A 17,289-nucleotide genomic window follows, 5' to 3' on the forward strand; every position below is an offset into this window, starting at 1 on the left:
GGCACTTGGTGATCAACCGCTCGCGCTGCCGGCCTCCACCAGCCCCGATTCGTACGCCGCGATCACCGCTTGCGCGCGGTCACGGACGCCCAGCTTGCCGAAGATGCCGGTGATGTGGTTCTTGACCGTGGAGACGCTGATGTCCAGTTCCGCGGCGATCTCGGCGTTGCCCCGGCCAGTGGCCATGAGCCGCCAGATCTCCAGCTCGCGCGGGGTGAGATCGGAGGGGGTCTCGGCCGCCCACGACCGCGGCCGCTCGGGGGTCCGTACGTAGGCGGAGAGGAGCCGGCTGAGCAGCCGCGGCGCGACGGCCGCCTCGCCGGTGTGGACGATGCGGACCGCGGCGATCAGCTCCTCCGGGGAGATGTCCTTGGGCAGGAAGCCGTACGCGCCCGCGCGCAGGGCGGCGACCACGTACTCGTCCATGTCGAAGGTGCTGAGAGCCAGGACGCGCGTGTCGGGGAGCGTGCGCGCGAGCTCCTCGGTGGCCTTGACCCCGTCCATGACCGGCATGCGGATGTCCATGACGACCACGTCGGGCCGAAGCTCATGGGCGAGGGCCACGGCCCGGGCCCCGTCCTCGGCCTCGCCGACGACCTCGAACTCCGGGTCGGGGCCGAGGATCAGGGCCAGGCCGCGCCGGACCAGCGGCTGGTCGTCGGCGATGAGTACGCGGATCATGCGTGCGGAACCTCTCTGTGGAAGGCGTCTTGGACCGGGAGAGGGATCCGGGCCGCCACCCGGAATCCGCCGCCGGCCACGGCGGCGGCCTCCAGGGTTCCGCCCTGCAGGGCGACCCGCTCGTGCATACCGATCAGACCGTACCCGGAGCGTGCCGTGGGGCGGGCGGGCGGTACCTCCGCTCCCGCTCCGTCGTCGCGCACCTCCACGCCCACCTCGTCGGCGTGGTACGTGAGTCGTACGTGGGCCCGCGCCCGGCCCGCGTGCTTGCGGGTGTTGGTCAGGGCTTCCTGGACGATGCGGAAGACGGTGAGGCCCACGGTGGGCGGGAGCGGGCGGACCGGCCCGTCCACGGTGAACTCGGTCTCCGTACCGGCCAGCCGGGACTCGGCGATGATCCGGCCGAGGTCGTCCGTACCGGGCTGCGGCGCCGGCGGGGTCCGGTCCGGCTCCTCCCCGGCCCGTAGCACGTCGAGGAGTTGACGCATCTCGCGCAGAGCCATCCGTCCGGAGTCCTCCAGGGTGACCAGCGCCTCCCGGGACACCTCGGGGTCGTGTGCCAGGTTCGCCCGCGCCCCGCCGGCCATCAGCTGCATGGTGGTGATGTGGTGGGCGACGATGTCGTGCAGTTCGCGGGCGATCCTGCGACGCTCCTCGGCCACCGCCCGGTCGGCGAGCCGGGTCCGGTGGGCGGCGGCCTCCCGCTGCCGGTGTTCGACCACCCAGGCCGCCGCGACGGAGATGAAGGCGGCGGTAGCGCTTCCGGCCAGTCCCCACCAGCCGAAGGGCAGTGGCCATCCGCCCTGCCCGGCGGAGGCGAGCACCGCCGACGCGGCCCCGGCCATGGCGACGACGCCGGGCCGGTGCGCCCGGGCCACCGTGTAGAGGGCGATCGTCAGGCCGAGGGTGAAGTGCGGGGACTGTGGGGCCGCCAGGTTCACCAGCACCCCGATGGCCAGGATCGCGGCCAATACGGCCAGCGGGCGGACGCGCCGGGCCAGCAGGGTCATCGCCGAGACCACCAGCAGGACCACCGCGGTGACGCTGAGGGTGCCGCCCTCGGTGAGCGTGCTCAAGGAGAAGCCCACGAGGTCGGCGGCGGCCGCCGCCACCGCGACGAGCGCGTCGTTGCGCGTCCAGTGCCCCCGGCCCTCGTCGCCCGCCGCGCCGTCGACCGGGCCCTCGACCGGACCCCGCACCGCGCCCTCGGCGACACCCGGCCACGTACTCATGATCCCGCCCCTACCCCTGCCCACACCCATGCCGCGTCCGTGCCCGCCCCCCGTGCCGCCGGTCCTGTTCCCCGGTGGTCGAGACCCATTCTGGCACCGGCGGTCCCCCGTGCCGCCCGACCGCGGTCGGGCTTCGGACCAGGACCGGAGTCCTGGTCGGGGCCGAGGGCCGGACCCTGGTCCCGGAGTGCGGATCCTCCCCCGACCTGACGTTTCGCCCGCTCGCCCCTGATGGTCTGGGGTCAGGCCGGAAACCCCTGGCCGGCACCGCACAGACCGGAGGAAATGTGATCCGCGCCCTGACCGGATTCTCGACGAGAAGTCCGTGGAAGGTCATCGCCCTGTGGGCGGTCCTGGGATTGGCCGCCGCCGTCCTGGGCCAGGCGTTCGTCTTCCGCGCCGTCCAGGCCGGCAACGCCGGGTTCCTGCCCGCGCAGTACGACTCGGCGGCCGCCCTGAAGATCGCCGAGGAGCGGTTCGGGGCGAAGCCGGACGCCAACCTCCTGACCGTACTGGTGGCCCGGTCGGACAAGGCGCCGCTCGACGCCGCCGACGAGCGGCGCATCGACGCACAGGCCGCGCGGCTCGCCCAGAAGCGCGTCGTCATGCCGAGGACCGAGGAGACGATGCCGCTCGCCCGGGACCACTCCCAGGTCCCCCGGGTCGTCCCGGCCATGACGGCGCCCGACCGTTCCTTCCGGCTGCTGTCCGTCGAACTGACCGGCAATCCGGCCGACCCCGGGGTCCAGGACACCTACCGGGCCTTCCGGGACTCGGCCCGGGAGGCCTTGGCGGAGGAGGGGCTGCGTACCGGCTTCACCGGCGGGATCGCCGACCGCGTGGACGCGACGGAGGCCGAGAAGACCCGATCGACGGTCGTCGGCATCGCCATGCTCGCGGTCATCGTCCTGTTGCACGTATTCGTCTTCCGCAGTGTGGCGGCCGCCCTGCTGCCGCTGCTCGCGGTCACCGTCATCGGGGGCGCCGCGGCGGGCGCGGTGGTCGGCGCCGCGCTGCTCACCGGCATCGGACTGTCCGAGTCCACACCGAGCCTGATCAGCGTGGTGCTGATGGGCATCGGCATCGACTACTTCCTGTTCCTCCTGTTCCGCTTCCGGGAGCAACTGCGCCGCCACCCCGAGCAGTCCGGGCGCGAGGCGGCCGCCGAGGTCGCCGGGCGGGTCGGAACGGCCATCACCTCCGCGGCCCTGACCATCGTCGCCGCGTTCGCCACGCTCGGGGTCGCCTCCTTCGGCCAGTTCCGGGTCCTCGGGCCCGCCATCGCGCTGTCGGTGCTGGTGATGCTGCTCGGTAGCCTGACCCTGATGCCGGCGCTGCTGGCGGTGACCGGCCGCAAGATGTTCTGGCCGTCCCGGGCCCTGCGGCGCGAGCCCCGTGCCGGGTCCGCCGCACGGATGGGCGACCGGGTGGTGCGCCGGCCCTTCACGCTGGTCCTGGCTTCGGTGGCACTGCTGGGCACCCTGGCCGCCGGGGTCCTGGGGATGCGCATGGACTACGGGCAGAGCGGCGGGGGCGGCGAGCGGACCGCCGCCGTGAGCACCGCGGCCGAGATCTCCCGCGCCCTGCCGGCCGGGGTGTCGGACCCGACCAGCGTCTTCGTCACCGCTTCCGACGGCGTCGCCCTGACCGCCGAACGCCTCGGCGGACTGTCCAAGGCGCTCGCCGGGGTCGGCGGCGTGGGCCAGGTGGCCGAGACGGTCCTGACCGAGGACCGCCGGGCCGCCCGGATCGACCTGTTCCTGACCGCCGACCCGCAGCGGCAGGAGGCCCGCGATCTGGTGACGGGTCCGGTCCGGGCCACGGTCCTGGCCCACACCCCCGCCGGTACGGAGGCTCATGTGGGCGGCACGGCCGCGGTGTTCGCCGATATCGCCACCGCCGTGGACAAGGACCTGCGGGTGGTGTTCCCGGTGGCGGCCGCGCTCATCGCGCTGATCCTGATCGCCCTGCTGCGCAGTCTGATGGCGCCGGTGATCCTGCTGGCCTCGGTCGGGCTCGGCTTCGCCGCCACCCTCGGCGCCTCGACCCTGGTGTTCCAGCACGCGCTCGACCGTCCCGGGGTGGACTTCACCCTGCCGCTGGTGCTGTTCCTGTTCGTGGTCGCGCTGGGCACCGACTACAACATCCTGATGAGCGACCGGATCCGGGAGGAGATGGCCCGGCCCGGTCCGGCCCGCGCCGCGGTGGGCCGTGCCGTCCGGCACACGGCGCCCGCCATCGCCACGGCGGGCCTGGTGCTGGCCGCGTCCTTCGGCAGCCTGGCCGTGACCCCCGCCCCGTCCACCCAGCAGATCGGTTTCGCGACGGCCCTCGGAATCATGCTGTCCGCCTTCGTGCTGTCGATCGTGCTGGTGCCCGCGCTGTCCACCGTCCTCGGTCGGTCCATGTGGTGGCCTGTGCTCCCGCGTCGCCGCACGCAGGAGGCCGACACGGAGACGCGGCCGGCTCCGGACCGGGTGCCGGTCGGCTAGGCCGCGTCCTCCGGATCCGGGCATGACGAAGGCGCCGCCGCGCGGAGGACCGTACGACGGTACGGGTCCTGCGTGCGGCGGCGCCTTCGTCGCCGGACGGGCTTGGGCCGGCGGGCGGCGGGCGGTGGCCGGTCGGGCGTGCCGGGGCCCGGCCGCCCGCGTGTTACGCGAGCTTGTCGATCTCGGGGTGGTCCTGGAGCCAGGCACGGACCGCCTGCTGCTCCTTGCCCTTCCCGGTCTCCTGGATCTTCGCTTCCAGGCCGGTCAGCTGCTCCTCGGTGAGCTTGAAGGACTTCAGCCATTCGGCGACCTTCGGCTCGTCCTCCGCGAAGCCCTTGCGGGCCAGGGTGTGGATCCCGTCGCCCTTGCCCCAGGCTCCCTCGGGGTCCTCGAGCTTGGTCAGCTCGTAGGAGGAGTACGCCCAGTGCGGGGACCACAGCACGACCGCGACGGGCTCCTTCTTCTCGTAGGCGCGCTTCAGCTCGGCGAGCATGCCGGGCGTGGAACCGTCGACGACCTTGTACTCGCCGTCGAGGCCGTAGTCCTTCAGGACCTTGTCCTTGAGGATCGACATCTCGCCGGCGCTCGGCTCGATACCGATGATCCGGCCCTTGAACTGATCCGCCTTGCCCTTGAGGTCGGCGAGCGAGCGCACGTCCTTCATGTACGAGGGAACGGACAGCTCCAGCGAGGTGGGGCCGTACCAGGAGCCGAGGTCCTCCAGCTTGTTCCCGTACTTCTCCCAGTACTGGGCGTGGGTGACGGGCAGCCAGGAGTCGGTCTGGAAGTCGAGCTGGCCGCCGGCCAGGCCGGTGTACAGCGCGCCGGCCTCCAGCTGGCGGGCGTCGACCTTGTAACCGCGGCGCTCCAGCAGCTCCTTCCACAGGAAGGTGGAGGCGATGCCCTCGTCCCACGGGATGTAGCCGACGGAGAGGGTACGGCCCTTGCCGATGTTCGCGGCCCCGGCCGGGCCGTCCTCGGCGGTGGAGCCGCCGAAGGTGTTCAAGCCGCCCGCGACGAGCGCGAGCACCACGGCGCCGCTGATCGCGTACGCGGGCTGGGGGCGGTGGTTCCACAGCTTGGCGGCGCCGGTGGCGGCGGCTCGCGCCTTGGCGAGCGTACGACGGCCGATCGGGGAGACCTGCCGGCCGAGGGCCCCGGTCATCCGGTCCAGGTACATGGCGAGGATGACGATGGAGACGCCCGCCTCGAACCCGAGGCCGATGTCGACATTGCCGATGGCCTTGTAGACGGCGCCGCCGAGCCCGCCGCCGCCGACCATGCCGGCGATGACGACCATGGACAGGCCCAGCATGATGACCTGGTTGACGCCCGCCATGACCGTGGGCAGGGCCAGCGGCAGCTGAACGCGTACGAGGGTGTCGCGTGGGCTGGTGCCGAAGGCCTCGGCGGCCTCGACCAGTTCCCCGTCGACCTGGCGGATGCCGAGCTCGGTCATCCGTACGCCCGGCGGCAGCGAGAAGATGATGGTCGCGATGATGCCGGGCACCACGCCCACCCCGAAGAAGATGATTCCGGGGATCAGGTAGACCATGGCCGGCATGGTCTGCATGAAGTCCAGGACCGGCCGCAGGAGGGCGCTCACACGATCGGATCTCGAGGCCCAGATGCCGAGCGGGATCGCGAACGCCAGGGTGACGAGCGTGGCGACCAGGACCAGGGACAGGGTGGACATGGCGTCCTCCCACAGACCGAGGGAGTCGACCAGCGCGAAGCCCGCGAAGGCGAGCAGGCCCGCCAGCAGGCCGCGCAGCCACCAGGCGCCGACGGCGAGGATGCCCGCGAAGAGCAGCGGGGCGGGGGCGGAGAGCACGGCGTCGATGCCGTCGTAGAGGCCGTTGACGAGCGAGCTGATGGCCTCGAACAGCCAGGAGAGGTGGCTCTGGAGGAAGTCGACTCCGCTGTCGACCCAGTTGCCGAGATAAAGGCGGGGCATCAGGCGGCCACCTCCGCGCAGTACATCGGGGGCCGTTGTTCGTCGCCGATGAAGGCGATGAGGCGGTCCTGGGGTACGGAGCCGACGACGGCGCCGTCCTCGTCGGTGACGGCGACCGCGTGCGGGACCCGGGCGCTGACGGCGCACAGGTCGGCGAGCGGGGTCCCGGCGGTGACGGTCGGGCAGTCGCAGGCGTCCGCGGCCGGTTCCGGATCGTCCATGACGGCGTCGGCCGTCAGGACCCGGGAGCGGTCCACGTCCTGGATGAAGGAGGCGACGTAGTCGTCGGCGGGGCGGGTGAGGATGTCCTCGGCGGTGCCCTGCTGGACGATGCGGCCGTCGCGCATCACGGCGATGCCGTCGCCGAGGCGCATGGCCTCGTTGAGGTCGTGGGTGATGAAGACGATGGTCTTCTTCAGTCGCTTCTGGAGCTCCAGAAGCTGGTCCTGCATGTCGCGGCGGATCAGCGGGTCCAGTGCGCTGAAGGACTCGTCCATCAGCAGGAGGTCGGCGTCGGTCGCCAGGGCGCGCGCGAGACCGACCCGCTGCTGCATGCCGCCGGAGAGCTCGTCGGGCCAGGACTTCTCCCAGCCTTCGAGCCCGCACAGGGCCAGGGCCTCGGCGGCCCGCCGCTCGCGCTCGGCGCGGGGCACTCCCTGCACCTCCAGCCCGTAGCCGGCGTTCTCCAGCACGTTGCGGTGCGGGAAGAGCGCGAAGTGCTGGAAGACCATGGAGATCTTCGTGGACCGTACGCGGCGCAGTTCGGCCGCGCTCAGCGCGGTGAGGTCCTGGCCGCCGAAGAGGATGCGTCCCGAGGTGGGTTCGAGCAGTCCGTTCAGCATGCGCAGCAGCGTGGACTTGCCCGATCCCGAGAGACCCATGACCACGAAGATCTGGCCGGGCTGGACGTCGAAGGAGGCGTCGATCACGGCGGCCGTCGTCCCGTCCGCGCGCAACTCGTCACGGTCGGCGCCGTTCTGGAGCGCACGGACGGCGGCGGCGCTGTCGGCGGGGCGCCTCCCGAACACCTTGTAGACGTGCTCGGCCTGGAGCGTGGACACATACACCTCACGGGTCGTACCAAGTACGGCGCGCGCCGGCGGACCGGCGGGACCGTGGAGCGGGACGGGATCGGCCCGCGTGCGCCATGTCCTCCGGCGCGATCGGCCGGAGGACATGGTTCCGCTCCAGCAGCGCCGATGCCCGACATTCACCTGAGCAAACACCGGGGTGATCCACCTCACTTACGGGGTACGCACGCCCCGCACACGGAACCGCACGCCGGATCGGGGGGCTGTGGACGACCACGGACCGGTACACCCCCGCCTCGCGGTGGAGTTGGGACCGGTGCCCGGCGCCCGGACCGACCGCCGGACCCGGTACGCCACCGCGCGGGCTGTGGCCGAGGCCACAGCGCGGGACGGGCCGGTCCGGCCGTCACGTGATGCGGAAACCGGTGGCCGCGTGGTCGCGGCGGTCTCGATGGAACGTGAGGCGGTCCCAGGTGGGAAAGGCCAGGTCCGTGACGGTCAACAGCCGGCCGGAGCTGTCGTGCAGGGTGCGGCGCACGGACAGGCCGCAGGCCGGGGCGGCGGCCCGCGGATGGGTGACCCGGGTCATGGTGAGGGTCTCGGCGACCCTGCCGCCCCCGGCGGCGCGGTCGAGCCAGCGGTGCAGCGCGGCCAGGTCCCGCTCGCGGGCATGCGTCGCCGCCGCCCGGTTCCGCAGGGCCGCGAGCTCCGGACTCCGCGCGACGACCACGGGGCTGAAGTAGGTGACGGCGTCCCGGAGGGTCTCGCCGGCCGGTCCGCGTTCGCGGTGGTGATGCACCAGGGTGCGCTCGCCCCCGGTCATGCCGAGAAGGGCGCCGAGGGAGGGTGGGACGGTGACGTAGGTGGCCCAGCTCCGGGCCGGCGCGGGTCTGCCGGAGGGCCCCACTGTGGCCGGGCCGCCGGAGACGGCCGCGACGGTCGGGCCCTCGACGACGGTCGGGCCCTCGACGACGACCGGGACGGCGGCGGTGACGGGGACGGCGGGGCGGGTGCCGCGGCGGCCGGTGACGACGAGTCCGTCCTCGCGCAGGCACTGGAGGGCCGCCCTGATGGTCTGCCGGTTGACCTGGTAGCGGGCGGCGAGGCTGCGTTCGGACGGCAGTCTGCCGCCGGGGGTGTGCGCGGCGCGGTCGAGATCGCGGCGCAGCGCTGCGGCGATCCGCTGGTACTTGGGCATGGCGGCTCGGCCGCCGCCCCGCGAAGGGGAGGGCATGGCTTCTCCTCTGACGGGTGGTCAAGGACTGCGCGGTCTGCCCGACCAACCTAGCATTGGTCTATACCTTTCGGTGAGGTGGATCCCGGCGCATGCCGCGGCTTGGCCGATTTCCCACCCACGCCCGAGCACCCCCAGGAGCAGCCGACAGAACGCGGAGCGGCCACATCGCCGAGGATCACACGCGACCACCGGCGGATCGGACCCCCGGGAAACCGACGGAAGTGGCTCACGGAGACCCGTAGGCCCCGCAACCCGTGGCGGGATCCTTGACAGGGCAAATGATTAGCCGCCATATTACTTTCATGGCGACGAGGGACGACATCGACGACGAGGCACCCACACCGGATCAGGCCAGGCGCCAGGTCGAGCACTACGGCCTGACGGTCGACCCGCAGGCGGTGCTGGTCGCGGTGCGGCTGATCTCGGCGGGCGCGAGGGTCGGCCGGGCGGCCGAGGCGCACTTCGCCCGGTTCGGCCTGTCGACCGGGCGCTACCGCCTGCTCGCCGACCTCGAGGACCACGGCGGGGAGAAGTCCCCCTCGCACCTCGCGGTCGACCTCGGTGTCTCCAGGGCCACGGTGACCGGGCTGCTGGACGGCCTCGAACGTGAGGGCCTGATCGCCCGCCGCCCGTCCACGGAGGACGGGCGGGGCACGGTGGCCGTCCTCACCGCACGCGGGGCGCAGCGCCTGCACGACATGGCGCCCGAGCATTTCGGGCGGCTCGAAGCGATGGTGGGCGGGCTTTCCGTCGACGAGCGCGCCGTGTTCCTGGATCTGCTCGCCCGCGTGGTGCGCGGCAGCGCGGCCCTGACCGCGGACTGACCCGACCCTTGGCCATGTCGGCCCCGCCCTCCGGGCAGGGCCGCTTTTCACGCCGTAATAGTTAGCCACCTAATTACATCTTCTCCATCCGACCGAGAAAGAGACCGGCATGCCCGCAACGAAGCACAGAACCGGCCGCCGCGACCGGGCCGCCTCCCGCCCGCGCAGGCCCTTCACCCTCTGGCGCGAGGTGCTGACCGCCTATATCGCCCCCGCGCTGACGGCCGGCACGGCCGGGGTCGTCACCGGGCAGCGCGACCTGGTCATGGCCGCCTGCACCTCCATCGCCGGCACCTCCGCCGTGGTGGCGTTCCTGGTCGGCCGTTGGCTGCGGCACGGCGGACGGCCTCGACCGTGGACCCTCGCCACGCCACGCGCCGTCCTGACCGCCGGGCTCGTCGTCACCACGGTCGGCGCGGCGGCCCTGCTGGGATGGTTCGCCGCCCGATGGCTGCCCGCCCTGCCCGCCCTGCCCGCCCCCACCCCGACACCCGCCGCCGCGTGGCTGGAGCGTCTCCGCGTGGACCTGCCCGTCTCCGCGGCCCTCGCCACCACCGTCGTCACGCTGCGCTGGCGAGGCAGCACCTCGGCATCCCCTGTCTAGGCCGTCCTGGGGCTGTCCGCCCCGTGATCCCCGGCGGGCCCACCCCGGCGACACCCGTCGCCGGCACCTCACCAAGGAATGAGCACACGATGATCGTTGTCATGGGAGCGACCGGAGCGACCGGTAACGCCCTGCTCCACAGCCTCCGCACGCTCGGCGTACCCGTCCGCGCACTGACCCGCACCCCGCACACCCCGATCGCCGGCACCACGGGTGCGTATCCAGCGCCCGTCGAGGTCCGGTACGCCGACGCCTCCGACCCGCACTCCCTGCACACCGCTTTCCAGGGCGCCGACCAGCTCTTCCTCGCCATGGCCAACGGCCCCGCACAGGTCGAACTCGAAACCCGTGTCATCGACATCGCCGCCCACGCCGGCGTCGGACACATCGTCAAGATCTCCGCACCCGCCGCCGAGCCGGACTCCCCCGTCGCCGTCTCCCGCGGACACCACGCCGTCGAGGAACACCTGCGGGCCACCGGCCTCACCCACACCGTCCTGCGCCCCTACGCGTTCACCCAGAACCTGTTGCGCCTGGCTCCCGCCGTCGCCCAAGGCGTCATCCTCGGCACGACGGGCGACGCGCCCTGCAACTACGTCGACTGCCGCGACATCGGCGATGTCGCCGCCGCCGCTCTCACCAGGTCGGAGATCGCCGGCCACACGTACACGCTGACCGGCCCCGAGGCCGTCTCCTCCCCCGAACTGGCCGCACGGCTGTCCGCCCTGACCGGCCGTACGATCCGCTACGTCGACCTCACCCCGGCCGAACTGCGCGACAACCTCGTCCGCACAGCCCGCATGCCCGGCTGGCTCGCCGACCACGTGACGGAGATCCAGCAGCTCACCGTCACCCGACCCGAGACCCCGACCACCACCGTCGCCGACGTCCTGGGCCGCCCGCCCCGCACCGTGGACGCCTTCCTCCGGGAGCACCGGACCCACTTCCGCCGGTAGGACGCCGCGGCGGGGGCGGAACGCGGGAGGAGCGGTCAGCGCAGGCCGGCGAAGAGATCGTTCTCGGGCACGGCCGCTCCCGTGGCGTCCTGGACCCGTACGAAGGTCTCCATGCCCATCAGCTCGCCGAACCTCTCCTTGCCCATCCTGAGGAAGAAGATGTTCTCGCCCTGACTGGCGTGTGCGGCCAGCGCGTCGAACTTCTGACCGCTGAACGCGGTGGTGTCCACCCACGTGGTGATCTCATCGTCGGGGAGGCCGATGTCGGCCAGCGCGGCGGCCTCGGCCGGGTCCGGCTCCGGCATGTCCTCGCCGAACTCGCGCATGATCTTGCCGAACCGCTCCATCGCCGAGCGCGGCATGGTCGTCCAGTACACCTTCGGTGTCAGCTCGGTCAGCTCGACCGCCGCCATCGTGATGCGGTGGGCCTGGATGTGATCGGGGTGGCCGTAGAAGCCGTTCTCGTCGTAGGTGACGACCACATCGGGCCGGTAGTGCCGCATGAGGGCCGCGAGCCGGGTGGCGCCTTCCTCGACGGGGGTCTGCCAGAAGGATCCAGGAGCGTCGTTGCTCGGCCAGCCCATCATCCCGGAGTCGGCGTAGTCCAGCGTCTCCAGGTCACTGATGCCCAGGACCTCACAGCTCGCGTCGAGTTCACGACGGCGCATCAGGGCGACGGCCGCCGGATCGTGCCCGGGACCACCTGGCTTGACACCCCCCGGCCCGTCGCCGCAACCACCGTCGGTACACGTCACCAGGACCGTGCGGATGCCCTCCGCGGCGTACCGCGCGAGGACGCCTCCGGTTCCGGTGGCCTCGTCGTCGGGGTGGGCGTGCACTGCCATGAGGGTCAAGGGCCGTTCGGTCATGAGGAGTCCTCCTGAGGGAGCGATGTGTCGGGCCGCGTACGCGGAGGGCGTTCCGCGGCCCCCGGTCGGTGCAACGATGCCGGCCTGACCTGCTGTTCCCGCCGCGGCCGCCCGACTTCCCCGGGATAGCGTGCGGTCATGGCTATGACGAACAAGCAGCGGGTGCTGTACCGGCAGGGCACCGGATTCTGGTGGATGACGGCGAAGTGGGTGCTGGTCTTCGGGGCCCTGAGCCTGGTGGACGGCGGGCTGCTCCGGTCGTGGGGCCACGCCGTGATCTGGCCGATCATCGGGTTCATCCTGTACCTGCCGTTCGGGATCGGAATCGTCTGGTACGCGAGGAAGGACCAGCGGGTCGCACTCACCGCGCAGGAACTGCGGGTGCGGCGCAAGCGGCTGTCCATGGAGAACGTGAACCTGCTGCACGTGGCGCGGCTGTGGCTGGAGGGCCGGTCGACCGTGGACGACGTGCCGGTGCGGGAGTGGCGACGGGCCGTCCGGGTGGTGTGGGTGCCGCTTCTGGACGGCCGGGCGTACGGCGTGGAGTTCCGCGACCCGGCCGCGTTCGCCGAGGTGTTCGGTGCCTTCGCGGTGGCGGCGTGCGGCGGACCGGAAGTCGTCCGCGCGAGGGCCTCGACGGAGACCTACCCGGATCCGCGCCCGAGGGTGGCCCGCTCAGACGACCAGGGCGGATCCTGGCCGGACGTCCTGGACGTCTTCAACTGAGCTCCGAGAACGCACCGTACGGGGCGGCGGTCCGTCACGGGGCGACGAGAACCGCGCAGGGGCGCCCGGCCCCGAGCCGGTCGATCTCGGGTTGGGGGAGGATGCCGCACATGACACACATCCGAAGGGCCCGTGCCGCGTAGAAGACCGTCTTCGCTCCGACCTCGGGTACGCGGTCGAGGAAGCCCCTGGGTGCGGTACCGCGATGTCCCAGGCCTGTCGGGAGCCGCGAACGCCGCCGTCCGCCTGCTCGAACGGGAGCGGTTGGCCCCGGGCGTCGTATCGGTGGCGCTGAGCGTGTGGTCCGTGCGGGTTCACGGCACCGGGCGCCGGTGGAGGCGGTGGGAATCCGAGTTCACCTGCCCGTGCTGCGGGGAGGGCTGGGCCCGCGACAAGCTGCGGGAAGCTCTGTTCCTCCTGCCGCCGAGGGCCGCCGCCGCCCTCCGGATACGGGTCGAGGAGCTGGACCTGGTCCTGCTCAGGCGAACGCACCATGAGCCGTCGGCCGATCCCGACGCGGCGTGGTGGCATCGTCGATGCTGACCGCGCCGGACCGCGGACCGAGGATCCGGGGTGCGCTCGCGATGTGTGGGGGTGTCGGCCGATCACTCGTGCGATGCGCGATCGGACACCCCCGGGCCGCGCAGCGGGTTCGGCAGGGGTAGGTAGCGGGCGTCCGCGCCGTCCGCCCGCGTCCAGCGCAGCAGCAGGTTGGTCTTGCCCGGCAAGGTCTCGGCGGCGAGCAGCTCCGCGATCTCGGGGAGCCCGCGGGTCGCCCCGTAGCGCAGGAACTCCTCGCGCGCGGCCGGCCACAGGAGCGGCTCGCTGTCCGGACAGCGTCCGGACAGCGCTCCCGCGATCTCCATCAGGTTGTTGACGACCAGGCAGTAGACCAGGCGCTGCCAGGCATCCGCCCGCGGCAGGTCCGCCGGCAGCTTGACCCCTTCCGCGTCCCGGAAGAGGGCCTGCACCGGCAGGCCGGCCGCGTCGACGGCGACCAGGGTGTTCTGGAGGTGGGCCTCCAGCACGATGCCGTGCCGGGCGAACAGTTCCAGCACCGGCGGTACGACCTGGCGCAGGTACGCCCGCCACCAGCGGACCGGGTCGACGGTCCCGGCGGGGGGACTTCCGGGGTAGCCCTCGGCGAGCGCGGCGGCCAGCAGCGGGGTGGCCCCGGGCACGGTGTGCGCGCGCAGGCCGTCGCGGACCAGGACGGCGAGCTCCTCGAAGGCGAAGCCGGCGGTGCGGTAGCCGCGGTCGGGGAGCCAGGCCGCGGGCGAGCCGGTGCGGCGCAGGGCGGCGAAACCGGCTTCGACGGCCGCGTCGGTGCGGCGCAGCTTCAGCAGGTCGTGGCGCCACAGCCGACGTACGTCGTTGGTGATCCGGACGTCGAGGCTGAACTTCACGAAGACGTCGGCCACCGCGTCCGGTACGTACAGGGTCCGGATCGAGGCGGTCGGCCAGGCCGGCCGCCGGCTCGCGCCGAGCCTCAGGAGCCGCCCGTCGGCGAAGGCCGCACGCACGGCGGGCCGGTCGTGGACCAGGTCGAGCTGCCAGGGGTGGGCGGGCAGCAGCCGGTATCCGGCGGGAGCGCGCGGCCCGTCGAGGGCGTCGGCGAGGGCGTCGATCGCTGCGGAGGCGGCCGGGCCGCCCTCCTCCACGACCTGGTCCTCGCGCAGCCCGAGGAAGAGCAGCGGGAACCGGGCGTAGGCCTCGGGCGCGTACGGAAGCCAGCTGCCGGCCGGCGCTCCGCCGCGGGCCTTGGGGGCGGGGTGGTGCGGGTGGCCCATCACGAGGGACTGTTCGGAGAGCAGGTACGGGTCCGCCGGGGGGTCGACGGCGGCCCGGGCGGCCAGCAGCGCGGCGACGGCGTCGCGGCTGTCGGTGATCTCGACGGGGAGCTCGTCGTTGGCGACACCGGTGAACCGGCCCAGTTCGTCGGCGACGAGTTTGGCCAGTTCGGTGTGGCTGAGCGGATGCCAGCCGTCCGCCGCGCGCAGTTCGGGGTGCACGGGGCGGCGCCCGCCGCGCACGCGGAGCAGCCGCCCGCTGCCGCGCAGCCGGTGGACGCGCACATCCGTCCCCGCATCTACTCCTTCTGCCTCGGCGGGCTCGGCCGCCTCTCTGAGCAGGCAGTTCAGGAGCGGTGCGGCGGCGTACGCGTCGGCGGCGGCGTTGAGGTCCACTGTTTCCATTCGGTCCATCCGGTGCCCCGGGGGTTCGCGGTGCGCAACCACCAGTCGTGATCTTCGGTATCCGCAATCATTACTTGATCATCCCGTAAAGCGATATTCCGATGCCGGAGCCCCAGCATGCATCTTTCCCCCTCCCCGGCCGAAGAGGCCGTGGCCGCCGAACTGGCCGACGTACGCCCGTCGCTCGTCACCCCGTACGCCGCCGCGCTCGACGGGGCCCGCGCGGCCGTACTGACCCGGCTGTGGCGGGCCCTGGCCTTCGAACCGCTGCCCTGGGTCGTGGGCCGCGAGCGCGCGCCCGACGGCCTGGCGCTGCTCCTGGCCGGGGGCGCCCGGCTGGAGGGCCCGCTGCCGGATCCGTACGCGACCGAGCCCTACGTGCGTGAGCTGCTGCTCGACGGCGTGCCCTACCGGCAGGCCGCACGGCTGGTCACGGCCCTCGGGCCGGCGCACGGAGAGCAGTTCGCCGCCGAGTTGGACGCCTGTACCGCCTCCCTCGCGCTGTCCAGGGCCGGTCAGCCGCCCACCGGGCGGGACCGGGCGCCGCTGACCACCTGGGAGTGGGAGCAGCGGGTGGTCGACGGGCACCCCTACCACCCGAACTGTCGCTCCCGGCCCGGTTTCTCGGTGGCCGAGCAGCTGGCGTACGCGCCCGAGCACCGACCGGTGGTGGAACTGGGACTGGTCGCCGTACGGGCCGAGGAGTGCCTGGTCACCGGTGACTGGCCGGTGGAGCTGCGGGACGCGGGACGGGTCCTGGTCCCGGTGCACCCGTGGCAGGCGGCGCACGTCCTGAAGCACGAGCGGGTACGGCCGGGAGCCGCCGGTTTCGCGGCGCATCCGCTGATGGCCCTGCGCACCCTGGCTCCCGCCGACGGCGGGGCGCACGTGAAGACCGCGCTGAGCGCCCGGCTGACCTCGTCCGTGCGGGACATCTCCGTCTACTCCATCGAGACGGCGGCGGCCGTCTCCGCCTTCGCCCAGGGTTTGTCCGAACGACTCGACGGCCGGCTGCACATCACCCGGACCCTGGGTGCCACGACCGCGCACAGCCCGGACCTGGCGGCCGTACTGCGGGAGCCGCCGGAGGTGTACGCGGACGCCGCCGCCGGTGAGCGGGTGCTTCCGGTGGCGGCTCTGGCCTCGTTCGGACCGGCGCGCTCGGCGCTCTGGCGAGCCGAGTTCGCGCGGCTCGCGCTCTCGGTGTGCCTGCGCGTGCTGGAGCTCGGGGTGGCGCTGGAGGCGCACGGCCAGAACCTCCTCGTCGTGCTGTCGGCGGACGGCGCCCCGCTGCGGCTGGTCTACCGCGATCTCGCCGACATCCGGATCAGCCCGGCACGGCTGGCCCGGCACGGCCTGCCGGTGCCGCCGCTGTCCGGCAGGCTGGTCACCGACGACGTGACCGTGCTGCGGCGCAAGCTGTTCGGGTCCCTGCTGACGGGGGCGCTCGGGGCCACGGCCGGCTCGGCCGAGACCTTCGCCGAGGCTCTCGCCGAGGTGACCGCGCTGCCGGCCACCTCGGACACCGAGGCGCTGCTGAGCGGGCCACTCCCCACCAAGGCGCTCACCTTGATGCGGCTGAGCCCCGGGGTTCCTGGCGATCAGTGGGCGGAACTGCCCAATCCGCTGGTCGGGGGGTGAGCGGGAGCACTCGAACGGTTTCCCCTCGGAGGGGCTCCGGGGGCTACTGTTCAGGGGCATGACAGAGACCTCGTACCTCAGCTCCGTACGGGCGTCCTACGACGCCGTCGCCGTCGACTACGCACGGCTGTTCCGTACGGAACTGGCCGGAAAGCCGCTGGATCGAGCCATGTTGGCGGCCTTCGCCGAATACGTGCGCGAGGACCCGGGCGGCGGGGGCCGGGCGGTGGCCGACCTGGGCTGCGGTCCGGGCCGGGTGACGGCACATCTGAACGAGCTCGGCGTACGGGCCTTCGGCGTCGACCTGTCCCCGGCGATGGTGGCGGTGGCCCGCCGGACGTATCCGGGGCTGCGGTTCGAGGTGGGGTCGATGGCGGCCCTGGACGTGGCCGACGGGGTCCTCGGCGGGGTGCTGGCCTGGTACTCCACCGTGCACACCCCACCCTCGGAGCTGCCCGCGCTGTTCGCGGAGTTCGCCCGGGTACTGGCGCCGGGCGGCCACCTCCTGATCGCCTTCATGGCGGGCGACGAGCGGTTCCGGCTCGACCACGCGTACGGGCATGCGGTCGACCTCGACGTGTACCGGACTCCGCCCGAGCTGATCGCCGACCTCTTGCCGGGGGCCGGACTGACGGAATGGGCCCGACTGGTGCGGGAGCCCGGCCCTGACGAGAGGTCCCACCACGGCTTCCTGCTGGCGCGCAAGGGCTAGCCCCCTAGACATTCACGACATGTGCGACATACAAGGTGTCGACCATGCGGCAATAGGACAAGTCGAACCGTTTCGGCTGTGCGCCGTTCAGGGGGCACCCCGGTGCGTGTGGGACCCGCCTGCACGGCTATC

The 17,289-nt window shown here is 72.7% G+C and carries 15 protein-coding genes; 8 read left to right on the forward strand and 7 right to left on the reverse strand.

What is annotated here, in order from left to right; genetic code table 11:
- Positions 1–12 precede the first annotated feature (12 nt).
- Together ACGFYY_RS08205 and ACGFYY_RS08210 are read right to left on the reverse strand one after the other, a co-directional pair.
- Positions 13–681 carry a response regulator gene (locus tag ACGFYY_RS08205; protein ID WP_393707668.1) on the reverse strand — a complete coding sequence of 223 codons (669 nt, stop codon included), beginning with the start codon at positions 679–681 and terminating at the stop codon, positions 13–15.
- Positions 678–1,913 (reverse strand): sensor histidine kinase, encoded by a 1,236-nt coding sequence (locus tag ACGFYY_RS08210; protein ID WP_393707669.1) that lies wholly within the window; start codon positions 1,911–1,913, stop codon positions 678–680. Before ACGFYY_RS08210 ends, ACGFYY_RS08205 begins: the two co-directional genes overlap by 4 nt.
- 287 nt (positions 1,914–2,200) lie before the next feature.
- Between ACGFYY_RS08210 and ACGFYY_RS08215 the strand changes: the two genes are divergently transcribed.
- Entirely contained in the window at positions 2,201–4,405 is a 2,205-nt protein-coding gene (locus tag ACGFYY_RS08215) for an MMPL family transporter (protein ID WP_393707670.1), read from the forward strand.
- A gap of 163 nt (positions 4,406–4,568) precedes the next feature.
- Here the strand turns inward: ACGFYY_RS08215 and ACGFYY_RS08220 are convergent, their stop codons facing one another.
- From ACGFYY_RS08220 to ACGFYY_RS08230, 3 genes are all read right to left on the reverse strand, one after another.
- A complete protein-coding gene (locus ACGFYY_RS08220; protein WP_393707671.1) occupies positions 4,569–6,362 on the reverse strand; it encodes an ABC transporter permease/substrate binding protein in 1,794 nt (597 codons plus the stop codon).
- Positions 6,362–7,423: a glycine betaine/L-proline ABC transporter ATP-binding protein gene (locus ACGFYY_RS08225; protein ID WP_393707672.1), complete on the reverse strand. Its 1,062-nt coding sequence runs from the start codon at positions 7,421–7,423 to the stop codon at positions 6,362–6,364. The genes ACGFYY_RS08220 and ACGFYY_RS08225 overlap by 1 nt, the downstream gene beginning before the upstream one ends.
- A 376-nt stretch (positions 7,424–7,799) precedes the next feature.
- Positions 7,800–8,627, reverse strand: a complete 828-nt coding sequence (locus ACGFYY_RS08230) for a GntR family transcriptional regulator (protein ID WP_393707673.1) — start codon at positions 8,625–8,627, stop codon at positions 7,800–7,802.
- 305 nt (positions 8,628–8,932) lie between these two features.
- On the opposite strand from ACGFYY_RS08230, the gene ACGFYY_RS08235 reads away from it, so the two are divergent.
- The 3 genes from ACGFYY_RS08235 (at position 8,933) to ACGFYY_RS08245 (ending at position 11,014) form a co-directional block, all read left to right on the forward strand.
- Entirely contained in the window at positions 8,933–9,454 is a 522-nt protein-coding gene (locus tag ACGFYY_RS08235; RefSeq protein ID WP_393707674.1) for a MarR family winged helix-turn-helix transcriptional regulator, read from the forward strand.
- 109 nt (positions 9,455–9,563) lie between these two features.
- On the forward strand, positions 9,564–10,058 hold the full coding sequence (locus ACGFYY_RS08240; protein WP_393707675.1) for a hypothetical protein: 495 nt from the start codon (positions 9,564–9,566) through the stop codon (positions 10,056–10,058).
- Between the two features lie 101 nt (positions 10,059–10,159).
- Positions 10,160–11,014, forward strand: coding sequence for an NmrA family NAD(P)-binding protein (locus ACGFYY_RS08245; protein ID WP_393707676.1), 855 nt, complete (start codon positions 10,160–10,162; stop codon positions 11,012–11,014).
- Between the two features lie 35 nt (positions 11,015–11,049).
- Here ACGFYY_RS08245 and ACGFYY_RS08250 read toward each other — a convergent pair whose 3' ends face one another.
- Positions 11,050–11,883, reverse strand: a complete 834-nt coding sequence (locus ACGFYY_RS08250; RefSeq protein ID WP_393707677.1) for a PIG-L family deacetylase — start codon at positions 11,881–11,883, stop codon at positions 11,050–11,052.
- Positions 11,884–12,021: 138 nt separating this feature from the next.
- On the opposite strand from ACGFYY_RS08250, the gene ACGFYY_RS08255 reads away from it, so the two are divergent.
- Together ACGFYY_RS08255 and ACGFYY_RS08260 are read left to right on the forward strand one after the other, a co-directional pair.
- A complete protein-coding gene (locus ACGFYY_RS08255) occupies positions 12,022–12,609 on the forward strand; it encodes a hypothetical protein (protein WP_393707678.1) in 588 nt (195 codons plus the stop codon).
- 192 nt (positions 12,610–12,801) lie between these two features.
- Positions 12,802–13,152, forward strand: coding sequence for a hypothetical protein (locus tag ACGFYY_RS08260; RefSeq protein ID WP_393707679.1), 351 nt, complete (start codon positions 12,802–12,804; stop codon positions 13,150–13,152).
- Positions 13,153–13,214: 62 nt separating this feature from the next.
- On the opposite strand, the gene ACGFYY_RS08265 is transcribed toward ACGFYY_RS08260, so the two are convergent.
- On the reverse strand, positions 13,215–14,813 hold the full coding sequence (locus tag ACGFYY_RS08265) for an IucA/IucC family protein (RefSeq protein WP_393707680.1): 1,599 nt from the start codon (positions 14,811–14,813) through the stop codon (positions 13,215–13,217).
- Positions 14,814–14,921: 108 nt separating this feature from the next.
- Between ACGFYY_RS08265 and ACGFYY_RS08270 the strand changes: the two genes are divergently transcribed.
- Positions 14,922–16,445 (forward strand): IucA/IucC family protein, encoded by a 1,524-nt coding sequence (locus ACGFYY_RS08270; RefSeq protein WP_393707681.1) that lies wholly within the window; start codon positions 14,922–14,924, stop codon positions 16,443–16,445.
- A gap of 58 nt (positions 16,446–16,503) precedes the next feature.
- Complete coding sequence (locus tag ACGFYY_RS08275; RefSeq protein WP_393707682.1) at positions 16,504–17,157, forward strand: class I SAM-dependent DNA methyltransferase; 654 nt, start codon at positions 16,504–16,506, stop codon at positions 17,155–17,157.
- Positions 17,158–17,289: the final 132 nt, after the last annotated feature.

The organism is Streptomyces sp. NPDC048331 (assembly GCF_043201215.1).
Taxonomy (GTDB): Bacteria; Actinomycetota; Actinomycetes; order Streptomycetales; family Streptomycetaceae; genus Streptomyces.